Consider the following 18,200-nt stretch of genomic DNA (forward strand, 5'->3'; position numbering starts at 1 on the left):
CCGGGGGTGTGAGGGTCGCGGTCAGAGTCACGCGACCACCCGAGGAGCGGGTCGGCGGTAGAGCTTGAACGTCGCGGTCAGCAGATCGTCGTAGAACGCGGGCAGTTCGGTGCGCTGGTGTTCCCAGAGGAACAGCCACACCGCCAACAGCGTCACCGGCGGCACGACCGTCCCGTGCAGGGTCGCGACGAACTTCATCCGCAGCGCGAGGTGCTCCAGATCCCAGCCACGCGCGAGACGCGCTTGCCGGTAGGTGCAGGGGTTGGTCATGACCAGGCGGTTCATGCGGGCACCGCCTTGGTGCGGCGCAGGGCGACCGCCGTGGAGATGCTCAGCCCGTAGACCAGGGCCTCCCGGCAGCGGTCGCGGACCGGGTTGGGGCCGGTCTGGCCGAACCAGCGGCCACCGGCGAACGCCTCCCGGGCGTCAGCGGCGAGGTACGCCAAGGCTTCCGGGCTATGCCGTTCGAGGGTCCGCGCGACGACGACGATCAGTTCGTCGAGGGTCATCGTCGGCCAGTCGGCGTTGTCGGTGTCGGAGGCGTACAGGGCCGCCCACCACAGGTCGGGCATGCAGCCCGGCATGTCGTCGCCGTCCTCCAGGGCGTGGACGAGGTCTGCGATCGGAGCCACGGTCGGGGTCGGGGTGGTGGTCATGCGGCCACCGCCTGAGCCCACGCGAGCGAGGCCCGACCCGAAGCGGTCGAGGTGCGGGCGATGTGCCGGACGATGGTGTCGGCGTCGCTGTCGGCGTAGTGCCGTCGCGGGAACACCGGCATCAGCGAGTCCCACACACCCCACTGGCCCTGCGAGACCGCCGCCCGGACTTCGGTAGCGGTGTGGGCGATGACGTCGCGGCCGAGGCGGTGGATGGTCTGCACGGCCAGGTCGGTCAGCGCCTGCGGGGTCATGGACAGCCACTCGTCCGTCGAACTGTCCGACGCGTACAGGGCCGCCCACCACTCGTCATGCGACACCGACGCCAGATCCAGCGGGACGGCGACCGGCTCGGGGCGGGTCGGCAGGGCGACGACCGGGGCGAGGTCACCCGCCTGCGGCTCGAACGCGCGGACCGCACCCGGGATACCGGCGTGCGCCTCGGTCACCCCCGCCAGGCAGAAGCACTGCCCGAACTCGTCGGAGAACCGGCCCTCACACTGATCGCAGGTGATCCAGTACGACTCGTTGTACTTCCCGACGCACTTGTCGGCCAGACACCACCGGCCACCGCAGTACATGCAGAACCCCGCGAAGTTCCACCGGGGCGGAGCCACGATGACGCCGGACACCCGGACCGCAACCGTCGGGTGACCGATCGACCGCTCGACAGTGCGACGGGCAGGCTTACGCGTACTCTGAACAGGCATCGTCGTTTCCTCTCACAGGGATCAGATGCACTGGCCTCGGCGGGATACCAGCCCGCCGGGGCCTTCTTGTTGGTGTTGTACCAACAACTTCTATGTCTAGCAGGCTGAGCCATCGACGTCAAGGACTTGTTAGACTTGCTGGTACAACACCACTCAAGGATGCGTGATGACCAGCTTGAACCCGGCCGACTCCAGGCCGCTCTACCAACAGCTCGCAGCAGCGCTGCGTGACAGGATCACCAGCGGTGACCTTCAACCCGGGGCGCGTTTCCCCAGCGAAGCCGACCTCGCGTCGCAGTACGACACCAGCCGAAACACCGTCCGGCTCGCCCTTGACGCTCTGCGGAATGAGGGGCTGATTGTTTCTCAGCAAGGACGCGGGACTTTCGTGCGCTCCGCGCCACCCACGCGCTACTACGCCTCACTCACCGGTTCGAGAGCCCAGCGATTGGAAGCGGAGCGCCAACGGGACACCTTCACCCAGCAGATCGAGCGGCAAGGCAGGACCGCTCGCCAGGTCAGCACCGTTGAGGTTGTGCCGGCAGATGCCGAGATCGCTCGTCATCTGAATATGTCGGCGGGCACGACGGTGGCGGTCCGCCGACGCGTCATGTACGCCGACAACGAGCCGCTACAGCTCGGCGACAGCTACTACCCGATAGACATCGTCCAGGACAGCAAGATCATGAATCCTGCGGATGTCGTCGAGGGCACCGACCAGGTTCTTGAGGATCTGGGCCACACGCCAACAAGGTATGAGGATGAGATTACGTGGCGCATGCCGACGGTCGACGAGGTCGCCAAGCTTCATCTTGGTCCCGGGATACCGCTTGGCAGGCTCCTTCGCACTTCGTTCGACCAGAATGATCTTCCTATCGAGGTGTACGTAGTCCTCCTTCCCGGAGATCGACACGTACTTCTGTACGAGGTGGAGGCATGATGAATCTGACATTGCCGACCCTAGAAGGCAAGGCTTTCCGCCTCGAACCGCTCGACGCTTCACATGCGGGCGACCTGCTTCAGGCAGCATCAGATGATCAAATCTGGACCTATTTAGACGAAGAAACGCCCCGCACGAGGCCCCAGATAGATCGTTTCATTCAGGACGCAATTGAAGAGCACAGTCGAGGCGCGCGGCTTCCTTTCGCGATTGTTGATCGTGAGACCGAAAAGGCCATTGGAAGTATCAGCCTCATCGACATCCAGCACGTCCATCGAGGTGTCGAAGTCGGGTGGGCATGGCTTTCGCCTGGATACTGGCGGTCTGGCGCATCGAGGGAAGCCGTCTATCTTCTCTTGAAGCACGCGTTCGAGGAGATGGGAGCCATTCGAGCGGCGTTCAAGACCGATAGCCGTAACATACGCTCACAAAATTCGATTCTCGGGATGGGCGCTACACGAGAAGGCGTGTTTCGCAATCATCGAATTCTAAGTGATGGTTACGTCCGCGATTCAATCTATTACAGCATCCTCGATCGCGAATGGCTGCACATACGCCAGACGATGGAAGCTGATCAAGCGGCATATCGCGACAATTCGAGGATGCCGTAGAGGCTAGGAGCGCTGACGAAACGGCCGGACTCGTGGGCACCGAGCATCGGGGCCTTGTGCGAAATAACCGATGAAAATACATAGAAGGTTGCGCGGCCCGCTCGCCGCGTCCTGCGGCACCCGCATCCACCTGCACACCCTGCCAGCGCTGATACCGGAGGAACGGCGGTCTAGTCGAAGGGACATGACGACTGGACCGCCGTCCTGCGAATAGAGGTCCGTCACGATTGCACGTCGGGAATGCGCCCGATCCGATGAAGTTGCTGCGCACAATAGAACCCCGTAGCCGACAGCGAAAGGCTGCCATTTGTCGAGGTGACATTGCCCTCAAGCAGCTCAAGACGTTTAAGCTTCAGCAGAATAGGAAGTGCCGCGTTTGCCAAGCCTGGATCGGCCTCAGAAACCTCGCGAATTGATCGACTCATCCTTCTGATATGAGTACGAGTTTGGCCATCCCCTTCCAGTATCCTGACACTGCAAAATATTGCCATCATTCGAGATTCCGGCGCCTCCACACCACTTAGCAGATCAATAAGGTAGATCATCTCGTCCACCCGCGCCGCATCCCGCGCTCCAGTCACAAAGATGCGGGCGAGCGTATCAATCCTCCACAGGCTTTCTGAATCGACTACGGATTCGACGGTCCTCCCTAGAAGTCTTCGACTGCTCCTACTCTCGGAGGCAAGGAGAGGAACCTCGTCGATGGGCACCTCTGTCTGATCCGCAACGGCGTTAAGGAAGTCTTGCACTCGCTCTGAACGATCGCGCCAAGCTCGACTTAATAGGGTCACGCCTTCTTCTGTTAGCGACCCAGCGAACGCACCCGCAGGCGTTGCCCAATAGGCCAGGTCTATGTGACCGGTCGTTACTGCGGCAGTCTGCATAATTGCAGTTACTGCGGGGCTGACTACATTGCCTGCGGTCCTGGCCAGGACTCCACTCATGCGCTCGGCTATCTCCGTCACGGATCCAGTTTCCAGCACGCCTGCAACTGGACCCGATCACCGCACCCACGGACGAGCCCGTAACAGCACCCTCGGGGAATGGCTGTACATTGCCGATTTTGTCTCTTAGGGATCAAGGCGCCGCGCAAGCGCGGCGCGCACGCCTGCTCGCTCGGGCACGGATCGCCACTCTGCCTTCGGCTCGTGGCGACCGGCCCGGCGGCTGGCGTGCACGGTGCAGCTCGGCGACGATCCCAGAGACTTCGGCCTGATCCTCTGCACGACGACCGGTTGGCCGGCGGCGGCCACGTCCAGGACGACGGTGCCGACAGGCACGCCTCCGGCGGGGGCCTCGGCAACAGGAGGATGGGGCCGCGGTTCGGTGGCGGTCTGGAGGGGTGGTCAAGCTCGATGGGACTGGTCCCGTCACTGGCGTCCCGAGCTGAGCTGAGCAGACTTCTCTTTGGGCGCATAGGTCGTTCGTCCGGTGGGGCGCTCCACCTATGCGCCCAAAGAGAAGCCCGCTCCCCGGTGGGCGGGCCGACAGCGACGGGACAGCCGAGTGGTCTACCGGCGCGTGGCGGGTGTCAAGGATTGCTTGACGGTCAACGCCGAAAGGGCGGACCACGTCGAGCCAGGCCCCATGCGATTATCCCGCGCATGAGTTACGACTTGGCCGTCTGGGAGGGCGAGCGACCCGCCAGCGATGAGGCCGCAGGCGAGAAGTTTCTTGCCTTGTACGAGCGCTACGTCGAGACGAGCGAACTGGAGCCGCCCACCGAGCGCATTCGTGCCTACGCGATGGCGCTGCTCGATCGGTATCCGGATATCAGCGCTGATGAGGAGAACGACAGTCCCTGGTCGACCGCACCGCTGCTCGGGGAGGCTGTGGGACCGCTGATGTACTTCCCTATGGTGTGGAGCAGGTGCGTCGAGATCTCTGCATGGGCGGCAGACCTCGCCGCTGAGCACGGCTTGGTCTGTTGGGACCCGCAAGCCAGCAAGCTTCGGCCATGAGGATCGACGTACGTGACCTGGGCCAGATGCGGGCCGGTAGTCGGTTCCTCGGGCGGTCATTAGCCGTACTCCGCTGACACGCCCGGAACGATGTCAGCTGTGGAAACGCAGATGACGCGATGGTGATCCGACTTTTCCCAAGCTGACGGTCAGTGGTCCAGGCACCCGTCGTTGTCGTGGTGTAGGAAGCGGAGCGTCCGCGCTAGCTCATTGATTGACATCTGAAGCGGCGTCTGGCCAACTTCACGCGCAGCGTCGAACGCCAGCCAACCTTCCGCGTGAGCCCGCTCGACCACGGCGTGAGCGAGCCGCTCAACCTCTCGAAGGTACTGAGTGTCGTCGGGATCGGTCACAAACTAATCTCCTCGGGCTCGCCGACGTCAAGGGTCGAAGTACAGCAGCAAGGTACAGCAACGCCAGCAACCGGAGACGCCCGATAGAGATCGTCAGACGCCCGAATCCCTGATGAAGGACGATGATCGACCCTCCGGCCCGGAATCCGTAGGTTCAGGGTTCGAGTCCCTGGCGGCCCACCACAACACCTTCATCCCGCGAGCTGGTCCCGGCGCCGGATCAGATATGCCGTCTCTCCGCTGTTCCCGGACAGCTCGATCGCCCGCGCGTACGCCTCGCGGGCTTCTGCGCTTCGCCCCATCCGTCGCAGCAACTCCGCCCGGGTGGCGTGGAAAGCGTGGTACGCCGACAGCGGCAGCCCTTCGACCTCCGCCAACGCGACCTGGGGCCCGTCCAGTTCGGCGACGGCGATGGCCCGGTTGAGCCGCACGATCGGCGATGGGTCGAGGCGTACCAGTTGGTCGTAGAGCGCGACGATCTGGGACCAGTCCGTGTCGCGGATGTCGCGGGTGTCGGTGTGGACGGCGTTGATCGCGGCGAGGATCTGGTAGCGCCCGGGGGCTTCGCCGGCGGCGAGGCGTTCGCGGACGAGGGCGTGGCCTTCGGCGATGAGGGTGCCGTCCCAGCCGCCGCGGTCCTGCTCGTCGAGGCTGACGAGTTCGCCGGTCGCCGAGACGCGGGCGGTCCGGCGGGCGTCGGTCAGGAGCATCAGAGCCAGGAGCCCGGTGACCTCGCCGTCCGCCGGGAGCAGGGCGTGGACGAGCCGGGTCAGCCGGACCGCTTCGGCGGTCAGGTCGCCGCGTACGGGATCTTTGCCGGGGGTGGAGGAAAGGTAGCCCTCGTTGAAGATCAGGTAGAGGACGGTGAGGACTCCCGTGACGCGGGCCGGGAGGTCGTCGCGGAACGGTACGCCGTACGGGATCCGCGCGGCCTTGATCTTTTCCTTCGCGCGGGTGATGCGCCTGCTCATGGCCGCTTCCTCGACGAGGAACGCGCGGGCGATCTCCGGCACGGTGAGGCCGCCGACCATGCGCAGGGTGAGGGCGATCCGGGCCTCCATGGCCAGGGCGGGGTGGCAGCAGGTGAAGACGAGGCGGAGCCGGTCGTCGTCGATGGCGCCGAGCGGTTGCGGGGTGTCGGCCAGCATGAGCGCCTCCCGGTGTTTGTCCTCGCGTTTGACCTCGCGGCGGAGTCGGTCGACGGCCTTGCGGTGGGCGGTGGTGGTGAGCCAGGCGCCGGGGTTCGGCGGTACGCCGTCGGCCGGCCAGCGTTCGACGGCGGTCGCGAACGCCTCGGCGGCCATCTCCTCGGCGATGTCGAGGTCGCCGAGGCGGCGGGCCAGGGTGGCGACCACCCGGGCCCACTCCTCGCGGTGGACCTGGGTGATCACCTCGTCGAGGCCGGTCATGGCTACAGGAAGGGCCGGAGTTCGATCCGGCGGTTGCAGGCCTTCGAACCTTCGGCCGCGAGCCGCAGCGCCGCGTCCAGGTGCGGAGCCTCGACGATCCAGAGGCCGATGACGAACTCCTTCGTCTCCACGTAGGGGCCGTCGGTGAACACCGGCTGCGCGTCCCGGCTGTCGACGACCGTGGCGCTGCCGGGCGACGCGAGGCCGCCCGCGAACACCCAGTGCCCGTCGGCTCGCATCTTGTCGTTGAACACGTCGATCGCGGCCATCTCGTCGTCCGTCGCCAGGCCGGGATCTTCGGTGAGCACGGACATCAGGTACTGCGCCATCGGGATCATCTCCTCGGATCGTGCGGCCGCCTTCGGGCCGCCTCACACTCTGCTACGAACAGGGGCGCCGCGATCCGACACGCTCTGCCAAGATTTTCCCGAGTCCACCGGAACGAGGTGTCGTGAAACGGGAGATGGTTCTCGCCGCCGTCCTGGGGAGTGCCGGCCTCCTGGGCGGGATCGCGTACGCGGCGTTTGTTCTGTTCACACCGGATCCGACGGAGAAGGGGCGGGCGGTCGCCGACCGGATCTCCACCACCGCCGGATTCGGGCAGGTGAGTCCGGGGGACGGCGCGAACCCGTCGTGCCATTGCGTACAGCGGTGGTTCGTGGGGCCGGGCACGGTCGAGCCGCTCTCCGTCTTCGTCGCCCCGGATCTGCGCTGGAAGCAGGTTCAGGGTGTGCAGGAGACGGACGGTTGGCTGCCGCTCGCGTCCGCGACGATGCCCGACGCCGATGGCGGCTCCTGCCATCTGAGCCTCGCCCGGGAGGAACCCGAGTACGCCCACGGCAGCCTCGCTGACGAGTTCGGCCTGTCGGACGATCTGGCGAGCGGCTGGCGCCGGGGGACGCTGGTGATGCTGGAAGTGAACGTTCACTGCGACGGGGACACCGGCGGCTTCTGACCTGATTGACCATATGACCGGCAGTCCGTAGGTTCGGAACCCGACTGATCCGGTACGCCGAGAGAGGCGGACATCATGAGTGTCCTTGCCACCGTGCTGACCCCGCTCGGCCGGCTGCTGCGCAACAAGCGTGCCGGTGACGAGCACAGTGTCCGCAACTCCACCGAGTTGGCCGGACCCGCCACGATCCAGGTCGTGAGTCCCTCGTTCGAGGAGGGCGGACCGATTCCGGACCGGCACTGCTCGATGGATCTCGGCCCGAACCTGTCACCGGAGCTGTCGTGGACCGGCGTGCCGTCGAGCACCCGCCAGCTGCTGCTGATCATCGAGGACATCGACGTGCCGATGAGCCGGCCGGGCGTACACACGGTGGCGCTGTTCGGGCCGGCGGTGGCGGGGTTCGCCGAGGGGAAGCTGGGCCCGGACAACCCGACCGTCCGCTATGTACCGACCCGCGGCGGGCGTACCGGGTACTTCGGGCCGCGGCCGTTCCCGGGGCACGGCGTACACCGGTACGGGTTCCATCTGTACGCCCTGGACACCGCGATCCCCGCGGACCGTCCGGTCGAGTCGCTCGACGCACTGCTGCCCCTGGTCGACGGCCACGTGATCGCCACCGGCGTCCTCAACGGCATCAAGGAAGGCTGACCGGTTCAGGCCGGGCCCCGACCAGGTTGAGCGGCCCGGAAGCGCCTGAACAGCTCAACCGCGCCTGAACAGGTCAAACGCGGCTGAACGCGTACGCGCCGCCGGGCGGGTCCTCGCCGACCACGCCGTCGATCGACTCCCGGATGAGATCGGCGTGTCCCGTGTGCCGCGCGTACTCCTCGATCATGTCGATCAGCAGGCGGCGGAGGCTGGGCCGCCGCCCGGACGGAGTGGTGTACACCGTCGCGAACTCCAGGCCGCCGGCCGTGATCGCCTCGGTGATCTGGAGCCGGGAGCGGGCGACGCACGTCTCCCACAGCGCTACGAGGCCCTCGGGTGTGTCGTCGTCGGCGACCAGCCAGTCCCAGTCGGGGTGGGTCTTCCAGTCGGCGGAGGCGAACGGCTCGTGGTGGTCCCGGCCGTGCAGCATGTGGGTGAACTTGTGGTCCTCGCAGGCGGCGAGGTGTTTGAGCAGGCCGCCAGGGGTGATCGCGGACGGCCGCAGGCGGGTGCGGATTCCGGCCGCGTCGAGGCCGCCGCACTTCCAGGCGAGCGTGGCGCGCTGGCGTTCCAGGGAGCCGAGCAGGGTGTCGATCTCGTCGCCGGCCAGGGGCGGTTCCGGGTAGGTCATGGGCCGATCGTCACAGCGATTCCCGACATCCTGTGTCGCATAGCATTTGAACATCGTTCAAGTGCTGGTTATCGTGCGGGCATGCCGCGTGACACGCTGAGCCGCGACCAGATCCTGCGGGCCGCCGTCGAACTGCTCGACGCCGAGGGCCTGGAAGGGCTCAACATGCGCGCGCTCGGGCAGCGGCTCGGTTCCGCCGCCACCGCCGTGTACTGGCACGTGGGCAGCAAGGACAACCTCGTCGCCTTGGCGGGCGACCTCGCCTGGAACGAGATCGACCTGCCGGAGGTCACGCCCGGCACCTGGCGCCCGGCCGCGACCGCGCTGGCGACCGGCCTCTACGGCATGCTGTGCCGGCATCCGTGGGTGCTGCAGGCCTTCGGGACGTTCCTCCTCGTCGGCCCGGGCAAGGCGCGCTACGACGATCGCAGCCTCGCCGTCTACGAGGAGGCCGGATTCCCGGGTACGCAGGCCGACCAGGCGGCCGCCGCGGTCTTCACGTTCGTGCTCGGCAACGCGCTCGGTGCGTCGGCCGCGGCCGCCGTGCGGCGCCGCCTGGCCCGTGAGGGCGAGTCCGCCGAGGCGCAGCTGAAAGAGGCCATGGCCAAAGCCGTCGAGTACGCGTCGGCGTACCCGAGGTTGCGGCCCCGGCTGGACACCGCGTCGTCCGGGTACGCGGCCTCGCCCGAGCAGACCTTCGAGCTGGGACTGGCAGCGGTCCTGGATGGGCTGGCCGGGCGACTGGGCGCTGACCAGCCGTCGAACGGCAGCCGAACACCGCTGTAACGGGCACATCGGCAAGCGTCGCTGAGCTGCAATAGAACACGTGTTCCACAGGGTTATCCACAGGCTGTGGACGGGAATAGTTGAAGCGTCAAGTATCGTTGTGCGGGGCAGCTGTGGCGCAGAGAAGCGTGACGCAGCGAAGACGGACGACCGAGGAGCGGGCAATGCAGTCGGGTAGGCAGGACGGAATGCAGTTCGGCATCTTCACCGTGGGCGACGTGACCCCGGATCCCACGACGGGCCGGGAACCCACCGAGGCCGAGCGGATCAAGGCGATGGTCACGATCGCGCTGAAGGCCGAAGAGGTCGGGCTGGACGTGTTCGCGACCGGCGAGCACCACAACCCGCCGTTCGTGCCCTCGTCGCCGACGACGATGCTCGGCTACATCGCGGCGCGTACGCGCAACCTGCTGCTGTCCACGTCGACGACGCTGATCACCACCAACGACCCGGTGAAGATCGCGGAGGACTACGCGATGCTCCAGCACCTGGCCGACGGCCGGGTGGACCTGATGATGGGCCGCGGCAACACCGGTCCGGTGTATCCGTGGTTCGGCCAGGACATCCGCAACGGCATCTCGCTGGCGCTGGAGAACTACGCGCTGCTGCGCCGGCTGTGGCGCGAGGACGTGGTGGACTGGAAGGGCCAGTTCCGTACCCCGCTGCAGTCCTTCACTTCTACCCCGCGGCCGCTGGACGGCGTACCGCCGTTCGTGTGGCACGGGTCGATCCGCAGCCCCGAGATCGCCGAGCAGGCCGCCTACTACGGTGACGGGTTCTTCGCCAACCACATCTTCTGGCCGAAGGAGCACACCCAGCGGATGATCGGGCTGTACCGCCAGCGCTTCGAGCACTACGGCCACGGCTCCGCCGACCAGGCGATCGTCGGCCTCGGCGGGCAGGTCTTCATGCGCAAGAACTCCCAGGACGCGGTACGCGAGTTCCGCCCCTACTTCGACAACGCCCCGGTCTACGGCCACGGGCCGTCGCTGGAGGACTTCACGCGCGAGACCCCGCTGACCGTCGGCAGCCCGCAGGAGGTCATCGACCGTACGCTGGGATTCCGGGACTACGTCGGCGACTACCAGCGGCAGTTGTTCCTCATGGACCACGCGGGGCTGCCGCTGAAGACGGTCCTGGAGCAGCTGGACCTGCTGGGTGAGGAAGTCGTGCCGGTGCTGCGCCGGGAATTCGCCGCCCTGCGGCCCGCGCACGTGCCGGCCGCGCCCACCCACGCGAGCCTGAAGGCAGCCGCCGAGCAGGCCGGCAAGCCGGCCGCCGAGACCGAGGAGCAGGTGCCCGCATGACCAGCCGGAAGCTCGTGGTGATCTCCTCCGGTCTGAGCCAGCCGTCGTCCACGAGGCTGCTGGCCGACCGGCTGGCGGCGGCGACCGTCGAGGAGCTGAAGCTGCTCGGGATCGCGGCCGAGGTGCGCACCGTCGAGGTACGCGACCACGCCCACGACATCGTGAACAACGTGCTGACGGGGTTCCCGAGCGGACAGTGGCGTACCGAGGTGGAGGCGATCGGAGCGGCCGACGGCGTGATCGCGGTGACCCCGGTCCTCAAAGCGTCGTACGCGGGCATCTTCAAGACCCTGCTCGACGTCCTGGACGAGGGCGCGCTGGCCGGCAAGCCGGTGGCGATCGCGGCGAGCGGCGGCACCGCCCGGCACTCGCTGATCCTGGAGCACGCGGTGCGGCCGGTGTTCGCGTACTTGCGGGCGGTCGTGGTGCCGACGGCCGTGTTCGCGGCGGCCGAGGACTGGTCGGGCGGGGCGTCGGCGGACTCGCTGCGGGAGCGGATCGGGCGGGCGGCCGCGGAGCTCGCCGAGCAGATCGCCCAGCGGGAGCCGGCCAAGCCGGCCGACCCGTTCGCCCTCACGGCCTCGTTCGAGGACCTGCTGCCGAAAGACTGACGCAGGCAGACGCGGACCGACACAGGCGGCCCACGCGCGGACTAAACGACACGCGGACGCGGTAACAATATGACCGCGTCCGCGTCGCGCATCCGACGCCTCTTGGCAAAAGCGCAGGTCAGCGGCCTATTAAATGACACGTGACCGGGCGCACAGTGTCGCGTACAGGACCGGGTATTCACTTTCGTAACTGCGACGGCCGTCCCTACCGTGAGTGCACACCGCCTCACCAAGGGAGATCCATCCATGTCTGCCCAGCAACGCCACGGCCACGCGATCGTCCTCGGCGCCAGCATCGCCGGCCTCGCCGCGGCCCGTGTCCTCAGCGAGTCGTTCGCGAAGGTCACCGTCTTCGACCGCGACGAGCTGCCCGCCGGCCACCACGCCCGGCGCGGCGTACCCCAGGGCGAGCACACCCACGGCCTGCTCGCCCGCGGCCGCCAAGTGCTCGAGGAACTCTTCGAGGACTTCATACCGGAGGTGACCGCGCTCGGCGCGATCCCGATCGACGTCCAGCGCGACGTGCTGTGGATCAACGACGGCCACCAGCTCGCGAACGCCGAATCCGGGCTGCTCGGCCTGTGCATCAGCCGGCCGACGCTCGAAGGCTACGTGCGTACGCGGGTGGCCGGACTGTCCAACGTGGAGATCCGGGATCGCCACGAGGCGCTCGGCTACCTCACCTCCGCCGACCGGACCCGGGTCACCGGCGTACGCGTACTGCCGAAGAACGGCGACCCGGTCGAGCTCGCGGCCGACCTGGTGATCGACGCGACCGGGCGGGGCAACCGGGGCTCGACGTGGCTCACGGCGATCGGCTACGAGCCGGCGGCCGAGGAGCACGTCGACCCGCAGACGGTCTACATGACCCGCGAATTCCGGCGTGCGCCGGGAACGCTGCCGTACGCGGGGATCGTCGAGAGCCCGTGGCCGGACAACCCGGTGGGCGGCGTGGCGATCGCGGTGGACGGCGACCGGTGGATGGTCACGCTGCTCGGCTGCGGCCCCGGCCAGGCGCCGCCGGCCGACATCGACGCGTTCGTGGAGTTCACCAAGCGGCTGCCGCACCCCGCGATGTACGAACTGGTCAGCACCTGCGAGCCGGTCGGCCCGCCGCTGAAGCTGCGGCTGCCGACCAGCGTTCGGCGCCGGTACGAGCACCTGCGGCGGCTGCCGGAGGGCCTGGTTTCGATCGGCGACTCGGTCTGCGCGTTCAACCCCGCCTACGGCCAGGGCATGACGTCGGCGATCGCGCAGGCCATGGCGCTGCGCGACTGCCTCGCCCGGGGCCGGTCCGGGCTGCCGAAGCGGTTCTACGCGGCCGCCGCGAAGATCATCGACGTGCCGTGGAGCATCGCGGTCGGCGCCGATCTGCGCTTCGAGCACGTCGCCGGGGAACGCACGCGGCAGGTCGAGTTCCTCAACGGCTACGTCGGCCGGCTGCACGTCGCCGCGGCCGCGTACCCGGCGGTCGGCACGGCGTTCCTCAAGGTCGCGAACCTGATGGCGCCGCCGCCCGCGCTTTTCGCGCCCAACGTGCTCGCCCGCGTCCTGCTGCACGGCACGGCGCCGGCCCGCCCGGTGGTCACCCCCGCCGAGCGGGAAAAGGTGTCCGTCGCCTGAGGACACACCGCGCAGCGCCCGGGATGATCCCCGGGCGCTGCGCCATACTCGGCCCCATGCGCGTACTGGCCTTCGCCGCGTCGACCCGCGCCGGGTCCGTGAATCTCACCCTTGCCAAGCTCGTGGTACGCGTCGCGGAGCGCTCGGGTTCGTCCGTCGACTTCGCGGACTACGCCGATTTCGCGGTGCCGGTCTACGGCGGGGACGTCGAGGCCGCCGACGGGATCCCGCCCGGCGCGTACGCCTTCGCGGACCGCGTACGCGCGGCCGACGCGTTCATGATCGTGTCGCCGGAGTACAACGCGAGCATGCCGGGCCACCTGAAGAACCTGATCGACTGGGTTTCCCGGATCAAGCCGCAGCCCCTCTGGGGTACGCATGCCCTGCTGGCCTCGGCGTCACCCCGGCTGACCGGCGGCAACCGCGGGCTGTGGGCGCTGCGCGTACCCCTGGAGCACCTCGGCACGCGGGTGTTCCCGGAGATGTTCTCGTTGTCCGCCGCGGACGAGGCGTTCACGGAATCCGGGGAATTGATCAGTGCCAAGTACGACAAACGCCTTACCAGCAGTGTCACGGATTTCCTCGATCTCGTAGCGGCCGTGCGGGGTCACGGTCGGCCGTCTGTCGGATAGTCACCTCGACTTTCGGGTGGCGGGCTGCCATCCGGTCGGCCCCGGGCGTGGGACCATCAAAGGCGTGCGAACCGCGTCAGGTCAGGCAAATCGGGTCATAGTTGTAGGTGCCGGTATCGGCGGGCTCGCCTGTGCGCTGCACCTCAGCGGAGCCGGCCGCGAGGTCACCGTGATCGAGCGGGCGGCCGTACCGGGTGGCCGGGCCGGGCACATCGAGCTCGACGGGTACCGGTTCGACACCGGGCCGTCCACTCTCGGCGATCCCGAGGCGCTCACGGCCGCGTTCACGGCGGTCGGCGAGGAGATGTCCAACTGGGTAGACCTGGTCAAGCTGACGCCGGCGTACCGGGCGCACTTCGCGGACGGCTCGACGCTCGACGTCGACGAGGACCCCGACCGGATGGCCGCCGCGATCCGGGAGTTCTGCGGAACCCGGGACGCCGACGGCTACCTGCGGTTCACCGCCGCCGGATCCCCGGCCGACCGGGCGAACCAGTTCTTCGCCGATCGGCGTACCCGGAGATTGTTCGGAAGATCCTTATTCGCGGGCCTGGCGCCGTCGCTGTACCACCCCCGCGGCGGCCTGTACGCGGTGCCGGGGGCGATGGCCGACGTGGCGGCCAAGCACGGTGTGACGATGCGCTACGACACGACGGTGACGGGGGTGGAGTCGCGCGGCGACCGGGTGACGGCGGTGCTCACCGCGGACGGTGAGCGGCTCGCGGCGGACGCGTTCGTCCTGCCCGTCCGCGAGGCCCCGCAGCCGCCGCCGAGCTGCGTGGTCATGCACCTCGGCGCCCGTGCCCGATTCACCCACGCCGCCCACCACAGCGTGTATTTCGGTCACGCGTGGGAACGAAGTTTCACCGAGATCGTCGACCGGGGCGAGTTGATGACGGATCCTTCCCTTCTGGTGACCAATCCGACTTCCACCGATAACACCGTGGCTCCACCCGGACGTGACACTTATTACGTGCTCGCGCCCGTACCGAACCTGAAGACCGCACCGGTGAACTGGACGACCGCGATGGGCCGCAGGTACGCCGGCGAGCTGATGGCGGCCCTGGAAGCCCGTGGTTACCTGGATCTCGGCATCAACCTGGAGGTATCGCACGTGGTGACTCCCGCCGACTGGAACCGCGACGGACTGCCCGCCGGTTCGCCGTTCTGCGGCCCCGCCCCGACCGGCCACGCCAACGCGTACGCCGCCGGCGGCTGGACCGTCCGCGCGGCCGTCGTCTCCGGCCACACCGCCGCCCGCTCGGTCCTGGGCGGCCACCTGTGATCCCGGCCGCCGTACGCGAGGACCTGCTCGTCGAGCTGGTCGACGACTTCGGCGCGCCGGTCGGCGAGGCCACCGTCCTCGAAGCGCACACCGCGCCGGGGCTGCTGCACCGGGCGTTCTCGGTGCACCTGCTGGACTCCGACGGCCGGCTCCTGCTCCAGCAGCGGGCGGCGGTCAAGACCCGGTTCCCGCTGCGCTGGGCGAACGCGTGCTGCGGGCATCCCGCCCCCGGCCAGTCCGTCGTGGACGCGGCCGGCGTACGCCTCGTCGAGGAGCTCGGCCTGTCCGGCATCGACCTCACCGAGGTGGGCGTGTACGCGTACCGCGCCGACGACCCGGCCACCGGCCGCGTCGAGTACGAGCACGATCACGTGCTGCTCGGCATCGTCGACTCCGACGAGCTCCGGCCGCGCCCGGACCCGGCCGAGGTCGCCGCGCTGCGCTGGGTCGCCTCGACGGAACTGTGGGCGGAGCTGGCGTCGTCACCCTCGGCGTACGCGCCGTGGCTGCCCGGAGTCACCCGGCTCGCCCTGCCCTGACCGGCACGCGCCGTTCCTGCCAGGGCATACGTCACTGGTGGATGCCCTGATCGCGTGTCCGTGCGAGGCTGTTCCCCGGTGCCCGCCGATCTCCCCCACCGGCGGCCCGGGGAGGAAACCCGATGGCGCGTCTCCGTCTCCCTGCCGACCTCCGTGGCGGGCTCGGCGGCCTCCGGCGACTCGATGTCGTCCTGCGCGGCTGGCTGACACGCGGCGGCCCCGTCTCGTCCGGCGGGCACGTGCTGCTGCGCGGACGCGTACCGGTGGTGCTTGCCGGGCTGGTCGTCGTCGTCCTGCTCGGCGTCATCGGAAGTTGCTCCGCCGGCGGCCGTCCCGCTGCCGACGCGTCGTCGCCGCCACCGCCGGCCTCCTCGGCCTCACCCTCGGCGTCGCCGTCACCGAGCACGTCGCCGAAGCCGTCCGCCAAACCCAAGCCGGCCTCGACGAAGCCCCCGGCCGGCAGCATCATGATCCACACCGGTACGGCGGCCACGGCGCTGACCTTCGACGACGGCCCCCAGCCGACCTGGACGCCCAACGTCCTCAACCAGCTCAAGGCGGCCGGCGTCCACGCCACGTTCTGCCTCATCGGTCAGCAGGTGAAGGCCAACGCCGCCCTGGTACGCCGGATGGTCGCCGAAGGGCACACCCTCTGCAACCACTCCTGGGCCCACGACGAGCACCTCGGCAGCAAGTCCACCGCCCAGATCCGGGCCGACATCGTGCGTACCGACGCGGCGATCCACGCGGTCGTCCCCGGCGTACCGATCCTGTACTTCCGCCAGCCCGGCGGGATCTGGACGGCCAACGAGATCGCGGTCATCCGCTCGCTCGGCAAGAAGGCCCTCGGCTGGAGCGTCGACCCGTCCGACTGGGACCGGCCCGGCACCCAGGCCATCATCAGCCGTGTCCTGTCTCACACCCGCAAGGGTTCGATCGTCCTGATGCACGACGGCGGCGGTGACCGCTCCCAGACGGCGTCGGCGCTGCACACGATCCTGCCCGCGCTCAAGGCCAAGTACACGCTCATCGCCCTGCCCACCCCGACCGGCTGAGATTCTGATCTTCGTACCGCCAGGTCGGCCCTAGGCCGGGGTCGATTTGGCGGGCCGGGAGGGCATCGCATATGCTTTGCAAGCCTCCGGCGGGGCCGGATGGGAGCTGAAGCAAAACCAGCATCATGCAGCGCGAGAGCGTGTGCGATGATGGTTCGGCCGCCCTCATCGTCTAGCGGCCTAGGACGCCGCCCTTTCAAGGCGGTAGCACGGGTTCGAATCCCGTTGGGGGCACGGAACGGAGACTGGTACAGTCTCCGGAGCAAGAGCAAGGTCCTGTGGAGCAGTTGGAGTGCTCGCCGCCCTGTCAAGGCGGAGGTCGCGGGTTCAAGTCCCGTCAGGACCGCCAACGCTGACGCCGCGCGAATCAGCGCGGCGTTCGTGTTGAACGGCCAGGTAGCTCAGTTGGTACGAGCGTCCGACTGAAAATCGGAAGGTCGGCGGTTCGACCCCGCCCCTGGCCACCTTTCACAACGACCAGGGGAATTCCCCTGGTCGTTTTCTGTTTCCGGGTGGCCCGTGACCGGATCCCGTTCGATGATGCGGTTGCGGTGATTCTCAGTGACCCGGACATCACTCGGCGCTGCAATTTGACCGATATAGCGTCTACAGTGCAAATTACTCCCTGTGGCTACGCTGAGCGAGTCCCTGGGGCGTGACGTCGCGGTGCTGACCCGGCCGGGTCTGCTGCACCGGGAGGTCGGTGCGGCCCTGTCCGACCGCGCTGTGCTGGTGCTTTACTTCGCCGGGCTGGACGACGCGTACAGAGTGGACGACGTCGGGGCCGCCCTGGTACGCGCCTTCGACCGCTGCATGGGCGACTACGGATTGTCGATGATCGTGGACGTGGACGTCGAGCCGCCCGCGTGCGAGTGGCTGCTGTCCGCCGATCAGAGCGGCGGGTACGCCTTGCACCGTCCCGATGACGTGACCGCCTCCGTCACCGGGTTTCCCGCCGGATGGTGGCATCGGGCGGCGGTGCAGGCGTGGCGGGTGCCGATGTTGGCGACGTGCGCACCCTATGGGCCGACGGATCGGTTGTGGACGGACGGGGACATCGTGCGCACCTGGCTCGACGGTGCCGCGCGGGCACGCCGGGTGTGGGGCGGCTCGGTCTCCGTACAGACGCCGCGGCCACCGGCGCCGCGGAACGCCCGCTAGCGGGCCGGACCAGGAGAGGCAGGACAGATGCTCGACGAGGTGTGGCGGAAGAGCACGCGGTCCACGGACACCAACTGCGTGGAGGTCGCCGCCCGCAGGGGTCTCGTCATCATGCGCGACAGCAAGGACCGCCGGCGGATGCTGGCGTTCTCCGAGGACGGCTGGGACGCCTTCGTCGCCGGCGTACGCGCGGGGGAGTTCGACCGCGCCTGAGAGCACGCACCGGACGGGGACGTGGAGGGTCCCCTGAGCCGACGGCCGTGGGCCCGCCGCCCGCGGCCGTCTTGTGCGGCGGGACCAGCGAGACGAGGCACCGGTAGGGGAAGC

At 68.3% G+C, this 18,200-nt stretch carries 22 protein-coding genes and 3 tRNA genes; 18 read left to right on the forward strand and 7 right to left on the reverse strand.

The features are described 5' to 3' along the window. Nucleotides 1-27: 27 nt before the first annotated feature. Genes G401_RS45570 through G401_RS0113895 form a run of 3 tightly spaced genes read right to left on the reverse strand, consistent with a single transcriptional unit; the run spans nucleotide 28 to nucleotide 1,366 of the window. Nucleotides 28-285, reverse strand: coding sequence for a hypothetical protein (locus G401_RS45570; RefSeq protein ID WP_157545684.1), 258 nt, complete (start codon nucleotides 283-285; stop codon nucleotides 28-30). Next, nucleotides 282-656: a hypothetical protein gene (locus tag G401_RS0113890; RefSeq protein ID WP_027342978.1), complete on the reverse strand. Its 375-nt coding sequence runs from the start codon at nucleotides 654-656 to the stop codon at nucleotides 282-284. The genes G401_RS45570 and G401_RS0113890 overlap by 4 nt, the downstream gene beginning before the upstream one ends. Continuing rightward, on the reverse strand, nucleotides 653-1,366 hold the full coding sequence (locus G401_RS0113895) for a hypothetical protein (protein WP_157545686.1): 714 nt from the start codon (nucleotides 1,364-1,366) through the stop codon (nucleotides 653-655). Before G401_RS0113895 ends, G401_RS0113890 begins: the two co-directional genes overlap by 4 nt. Nucleotides 1,367-1,532: 166 nt before the next feature. Here G401_RS0113895 and G401_RS0113900 point away from each other — a divergent pair, with 166 nt between their 5' ends. Together G401_RS0113900 and G401_RS54690 are read left to right on the forward strand one after the other, a co-directional pair. Further along, complete coding sequence (locus G401_RS0113900; protein WP_027342980.1) at nucleotides 1,533-2,306, forward strand: GntR family transcriptional regulator; 774 nt, start codon at nucleotides 1,533-1,535, stop codon at nucleotides 2,304-2,306. Beyond that, nucleotides 2,303-2,917, forward strand: a complete 615-nt coding sequence (locus G401_RS54690; protein ID WP_245601707.1) for a GNAT family N-acetyltransferase — start codon at nucleotides 2,303-2,305, stop codon at nucleotides 2,915-2,917. The genes G401_RS0113900 and G401_RS54690 overlap by 4 nt, the downstream gene beginning before the upstream one ends. 221 nt (nucleotides 2,918-3,138) lie before the next feature. Here G401_RS54690 and G401_RS55785 read toward each other — a convergent pair whose 3' ends face one another. After that, on the reverse strand, nucleotides 3,139-3,882 hold the full coding sequence (locus tag G401_RS55785; protein ID WP_157545688.1) for a hypothetical protein: 744 nt from the start codon (nucleotides 3,880-3,882) through the stop codon (nucleotides 3,139-3,141). A gap of 639 nt (nucleotides 3,883-4,521) precedes the next feature. Between G401_RS55785 and G401_RS57650 the strand changes: the two genes are divergently transcribed. Then, nucleotides 4,522-4,878: a hypothetical protein gene (locus G401_RS57650; protein ID WP_027342981.1), complete on the forward strand. Its 357-nt coding sequence runs from the start codon at nucleotides 4,522-4,524 to the stop codon at nucleotides 4,876-4,878. Nucleotides 4,879-5,422: 544 nt separating this feature from the next. On the opposite strand, the gene G401_RS0113915 is transcribed toward G401_RS57650, so the two are convergent. Next, nucleotides 5,423-6,640, reverse strand: a complete 1,218-nt coding sequence (locus tag G401_RS0113915; protein ID WP_027342983.1) for an RNA polymerase sigma factor — start codon at nucleotides 6,638-6,640, stop codon at nucleotides 5,423-5,425. 2 nt (nucleotides 6,641-6,642) lie between these two features. Further along, nucleotides 6,643-6,969 (reverse strand): YciI family protein, encoded by a 327-nt coding sequence (locus tag G401_RS0113920; RefSeq protein ID WP_027342984.1) that lies wholly within the window; start codon nucleotides 6,967-6,969, stop codon nucleotides 6,643-6,645. 122 nt (nucleotides 6,970-7,091) lie between these two features. Here G401_RS0113920 and G401_RS0113925 point away from each other — a divergent pair, with 122 nt between their 5' ends. Both G401_RS0113925 and G401_RS0113930 read left to right on the forward strand, forming a co-directional pair. Beyond that, on the forward strand, nucleotides 7,092-7,595 hold the full coding sequence (locus tag G401_RS0113925; RefSeq protein WP_157545690.1) for a hypothetical protein: 504 nt from the start codon (nucleotides 7,092-7,094) through the stop codon (nucleotides 7,593-7,595). Nucleotides 7,596-7,670: 75 nt separating this feature from the next. Beyond that, the gene (locus G401_RS0113930) at nucleotides 7,671-8,243 is read left to right on the forward strand and encodes a YbhB/YbcL family Raf kinase inhibitor-like protein (protein ID WP_084557154.1); all 573 of its coding nucleotides are present in this window, start codon (nucleotides 7,671-7,673) and stop codon (nucleotides 8,241-8,243) included. Between the two features lie 73 nt (nucleotides 8,244-8,316). On the opposite strand, the gene G401_RS0113935 is transcribed toward G401_RS0113930, so the two are convergent. After that, nucleotides 8,317-8,874, reverse strand: coding sequence for a DinB family protein (locus G401_RS0113935; protein ID WP_027342987.1), 558 nt, complete (start codon nucleotides 8,872-8,874; stop codon nucleotides 8,317-8,319). Nucleotides 8,875-8,955: 81 nt separating this feature from the next. Here G401_RS0113935 and G401_RS0113940 point away from each other — a divergent pair, with 81 nt between their 5' ends. From G401_RS0113940 to G401_RS0114000, 13 genes are all read left to right on the forward strand, one after another. Then, nucleotides 8,956-9,660: a TetR/AcrR family transcriptional regulator gene (locus tag G401_RS0113940; RefSeq protein ID WP_027342988.1), complete on the forward strand. Its 705-nt coding sequence runs from the start codon at nucleotides 8,956-8,958 to the stop codon at nucleotides 9,658-9,660. Between the two features lie 188 nt (nucleotides 9,661-9,848). Further along, on the forward strand, nucleotides 9,849-10,967 hold the full coding sequence (locus tag G401_RS0113945) for an LLM class flavin-dependent oxidoreductase (protein ID WP_027342989.1): 1,119 nt from the start codon (nucleotides 9,849-9,851) through the stop codon (nucleotides 10,965-10,967). Then, a complete protein-coding gene (locus G401_RS0113950; RefSeq protein WP_027342990.1) occupies nucleotides 10,964-11,578 on the forward strand; it encodes an FMN reductase in 615 nt (204 codons plus the stop codon). Before G401_RS0113945 ends, G401_RS0113950 begins: the two co-directional genes overlap by 4 nt. Before the next feature lie 246 nt (nucleotides 11,579-11,824). After that, nucleotides 11,825-13,201: an FAD-dependent oxidoreductase gene (locus G401_RS45575; protein ID WP_034591539.1), complete on the forward strand. Its 1,377-nt coding sequence runs from the start codon at nucleotides 11,825-11,827 to the stop codon at nucleotides 13,199-13,201. Nucleotides 13,202-13,257: 56 nt separating this feature from the next. Beyond that, complete coding sequence (locus G401_RS45580; protein WP_051366615.1) at nucleotides 13,258-13,833, forward strand: NADPH-dependent FMN reductase; 576 nt, start codon at nucleotides 13,258-13,260, stop codon at nucleotides 13,831-13,833. A gap of 64 nt (nucleotides 13,834-13,897) precedes the next feature. After that, nucleotides 13,898-15,118, forward strand: a complete 1,221-nt coding sequence (locus tag G401_RS58300; protein ID WP_169734183.1) for an FAD-dependent oxidoreductase — start codon at nucleotides 13,898-13,900, stop codon at nucleotides 15,116-15,118. Next, complete coding sequence (gene idi, locus G401_RS45590; protein WP_245601717.1) at nucleotides 15,115-15,657, forward strand: isopentenyl-diphosphate Delta-isomerase; 543 nt, start codon at nucleotides 15,115-15,117, stop codon at nucleotides 15,655-15,657. The genes G401_RS58300 and idi overlap by 4 nt, the downstream gene beginning before the upstream one ends. 122 nt (nucleotides 15,658-15,779) lie before the next feature. Beyond that, on the forward strand, nucleotides 15,780-16,712 hold the full coding sequence (locus G401_RS0113975; protein WP_051366617.1) for a polysaccharide deacetylase family protein: 933 nt from the start codon (nucleotides 15,780-15,782) through the stop codon (nucleotides 16,710-16,712). Between the two features lie 161 nt (nucleotides 16,713-16,873). After that, nucleotides 16,874-16,946: transfer RNA gene (locus G401_RS0113980), tRNA-Glu, on the forward strand. 38 nt (nucleotides 16,947-16,984) lie between these two features. Continuing rightward, a tRNA-Asp gene (locus tag G401_RS0113985) sits at nucleotides 16,985-17,061 on the forward strand. Between the two features lie 41 nt (nucleotides 17,062-17,102). Further along, nucleotides 17,103-17,176: transfer RNA gene (locus G401_RS0113990), tRNA-Phe, on the forward strand. 163 nt (nucleotides 17,177-17,339) lie between these two features. Then, nucleotides 17,340-17,873, forward strand: a complete 534-nt coding sequence (locus G401_RS0113995) for a hypothetical protein (protein ID WP_027342992.1) — start codon at nucleotides 17,340-17,342, stop codon at nucleotides 17,871-17,873. 27 nt (nucleotides 17,874-17,900) lie between these two features. Further along, nucleotides 17,901-18,086 (forward strand): DUF397 domain-containing protein, encoded by a 186-nt coding sequence (locus G401_RS0114000; protein WP_027342993.1) that lies wholly within the window; start codon nucleotides 17,901-17,903, stop codon nucleotides 18,084-18,086. Nucleotides 18,087-18,200: the final 114 nt, after the last annotated feature.

The sequence above is a fragment of the Hamadaea tsunoensis DSM 44101 genome (genome assembly GCF_000428945.1).
GTDB classification, from domain to species: domain Bacteria; phylum Actinomycetota; class Actinomycetes; order Mycobacteriales; family Micromonosporaceae; genus Hamadaea; species Hamadaea tsunoensis.

Excerpts from the sequence above, each read along its gene's own strand:
- G401_RS45570 (WP_157545684.1), bottom strand. The coding sequence starts at position 285 with ATGAACCGCCTGGTCATGACCAACCCCTGCACCTACCGGCAAGCGCGT.
- G401_RS0113890 (WP_027342978.1), bottom strand. The coding sequence starts at position 656 with ATGACCACCACCCCGACCCCGACCGTGGCTCCGATCGCAGACCTCGTC.
- G401_RS0113895 (WP_157545686.1), bottom strand. The coding sequence starts at position 1,366 with ATGCCTGTTCAGAGTACGCGTAAGCCTGCCCGTCGCACTGTCGAGCGG.
- G401_RS0113900 (WP_027342980.1), top strand. The coding sequence starts at position 1,533 with ATGACCAGCTTGAACCCGGCCGACTCCAGGCCGCTCTACCAACAGCTC.
- G401_RS54690 (WP_245601707.1), top strand. The coding sequence starts at position 2,303 with ATGATGAATCTGACATTGCCGACCCTAGAAGGCAAGGCTTTCCGCCTC.
- G401_RS57650 (WP_027342981.1), top strand. The coding sequence starts at position 4,522 with ATGAGTTACGACTTGGCCGTCTGGGAGGGCGAGCGACCCGCCAGCGAT.
- G401_RS0113915 (WP_027342983.1), bottom strand. The coding sequence starts at position 6,640 with ATGACCGGCCTCGACGAGGTGATCACCCAGGTCCACCGCGAGGAGTGG.
- G401_RS0113920 (WP_027342984.1), bottom strand. The coding sequence starts at position 6,969 with ATGGCGCAGTACCTGATGTCCGTGCTCACCGAAGATCCCGGCCTGGCG.
- G401_RS0113930 (WP_084557154.1), top strand. The coding sequence starts at position 7,671 with ATGAGTGTCCTTGCCACCGTGCTGACCCCGCTCGGCCGGCTGCTGCGC.
- G401_RS0113935 (WP_027342987.1), bottom strand. The coding sequence starts at position 8,874 with ATGACCTACCCGGAACCGCCCCTGGCCGGCGACGAGATCGACACCCTG.
- G401_RS0113940 (WP_027342988.1), top strand. The coding sequence starts at position 8,956 with ATGCCGCGTGACACGCTGAGCCGCGACCAGATCCTGCGGGCCGCCGTC.
- G401_RS0113945 (WP_027342989.1), top strand. The coding sequence starts at position 9,849 with ATGCAGTTCGGCATCTTCACCGTGGGCGACGTGACCCCGGATCCCACG.
- G401_RS0113950 (WP_027342990.1), top strand. The coding sequence starts at position 10,964 with ATGACCAGCCGGAAGCTCGTGGTGATCTCCTCCGGTCTGAGCCAGCCG.
- G401_RS45575 (WP_034591539.1), top strand. The coding sequence starts at position 11,825 with ATGTCTGCCCAGCAACGCCACGGCCACGCGATCGTCCTCGGCGCCAGC.
- G401_RS45580 (WP_051366615.1), top strand. The coding sequence starts at position 13,258 with ATGCGCGTACTGGCCTTCGCCGCGTCGACCCGCGCCGGGTCCGTGAAT.
- G401_RS0113975 (WP_051366617.1), top strand. The coding sequence starts at position 15,780 with ATGGCGCGTCTCCGTCTCCCTGCCGACCTCCGTGGCGGGCTCGGCGGC.
- G401_RS0114000 (WP_027342993.1), top strand. The coding sequence starts at position 17,901 with ATGCTCGACGAGGTGTGGCGGAAGAGCACGCGGTCCACGGACACCAAC.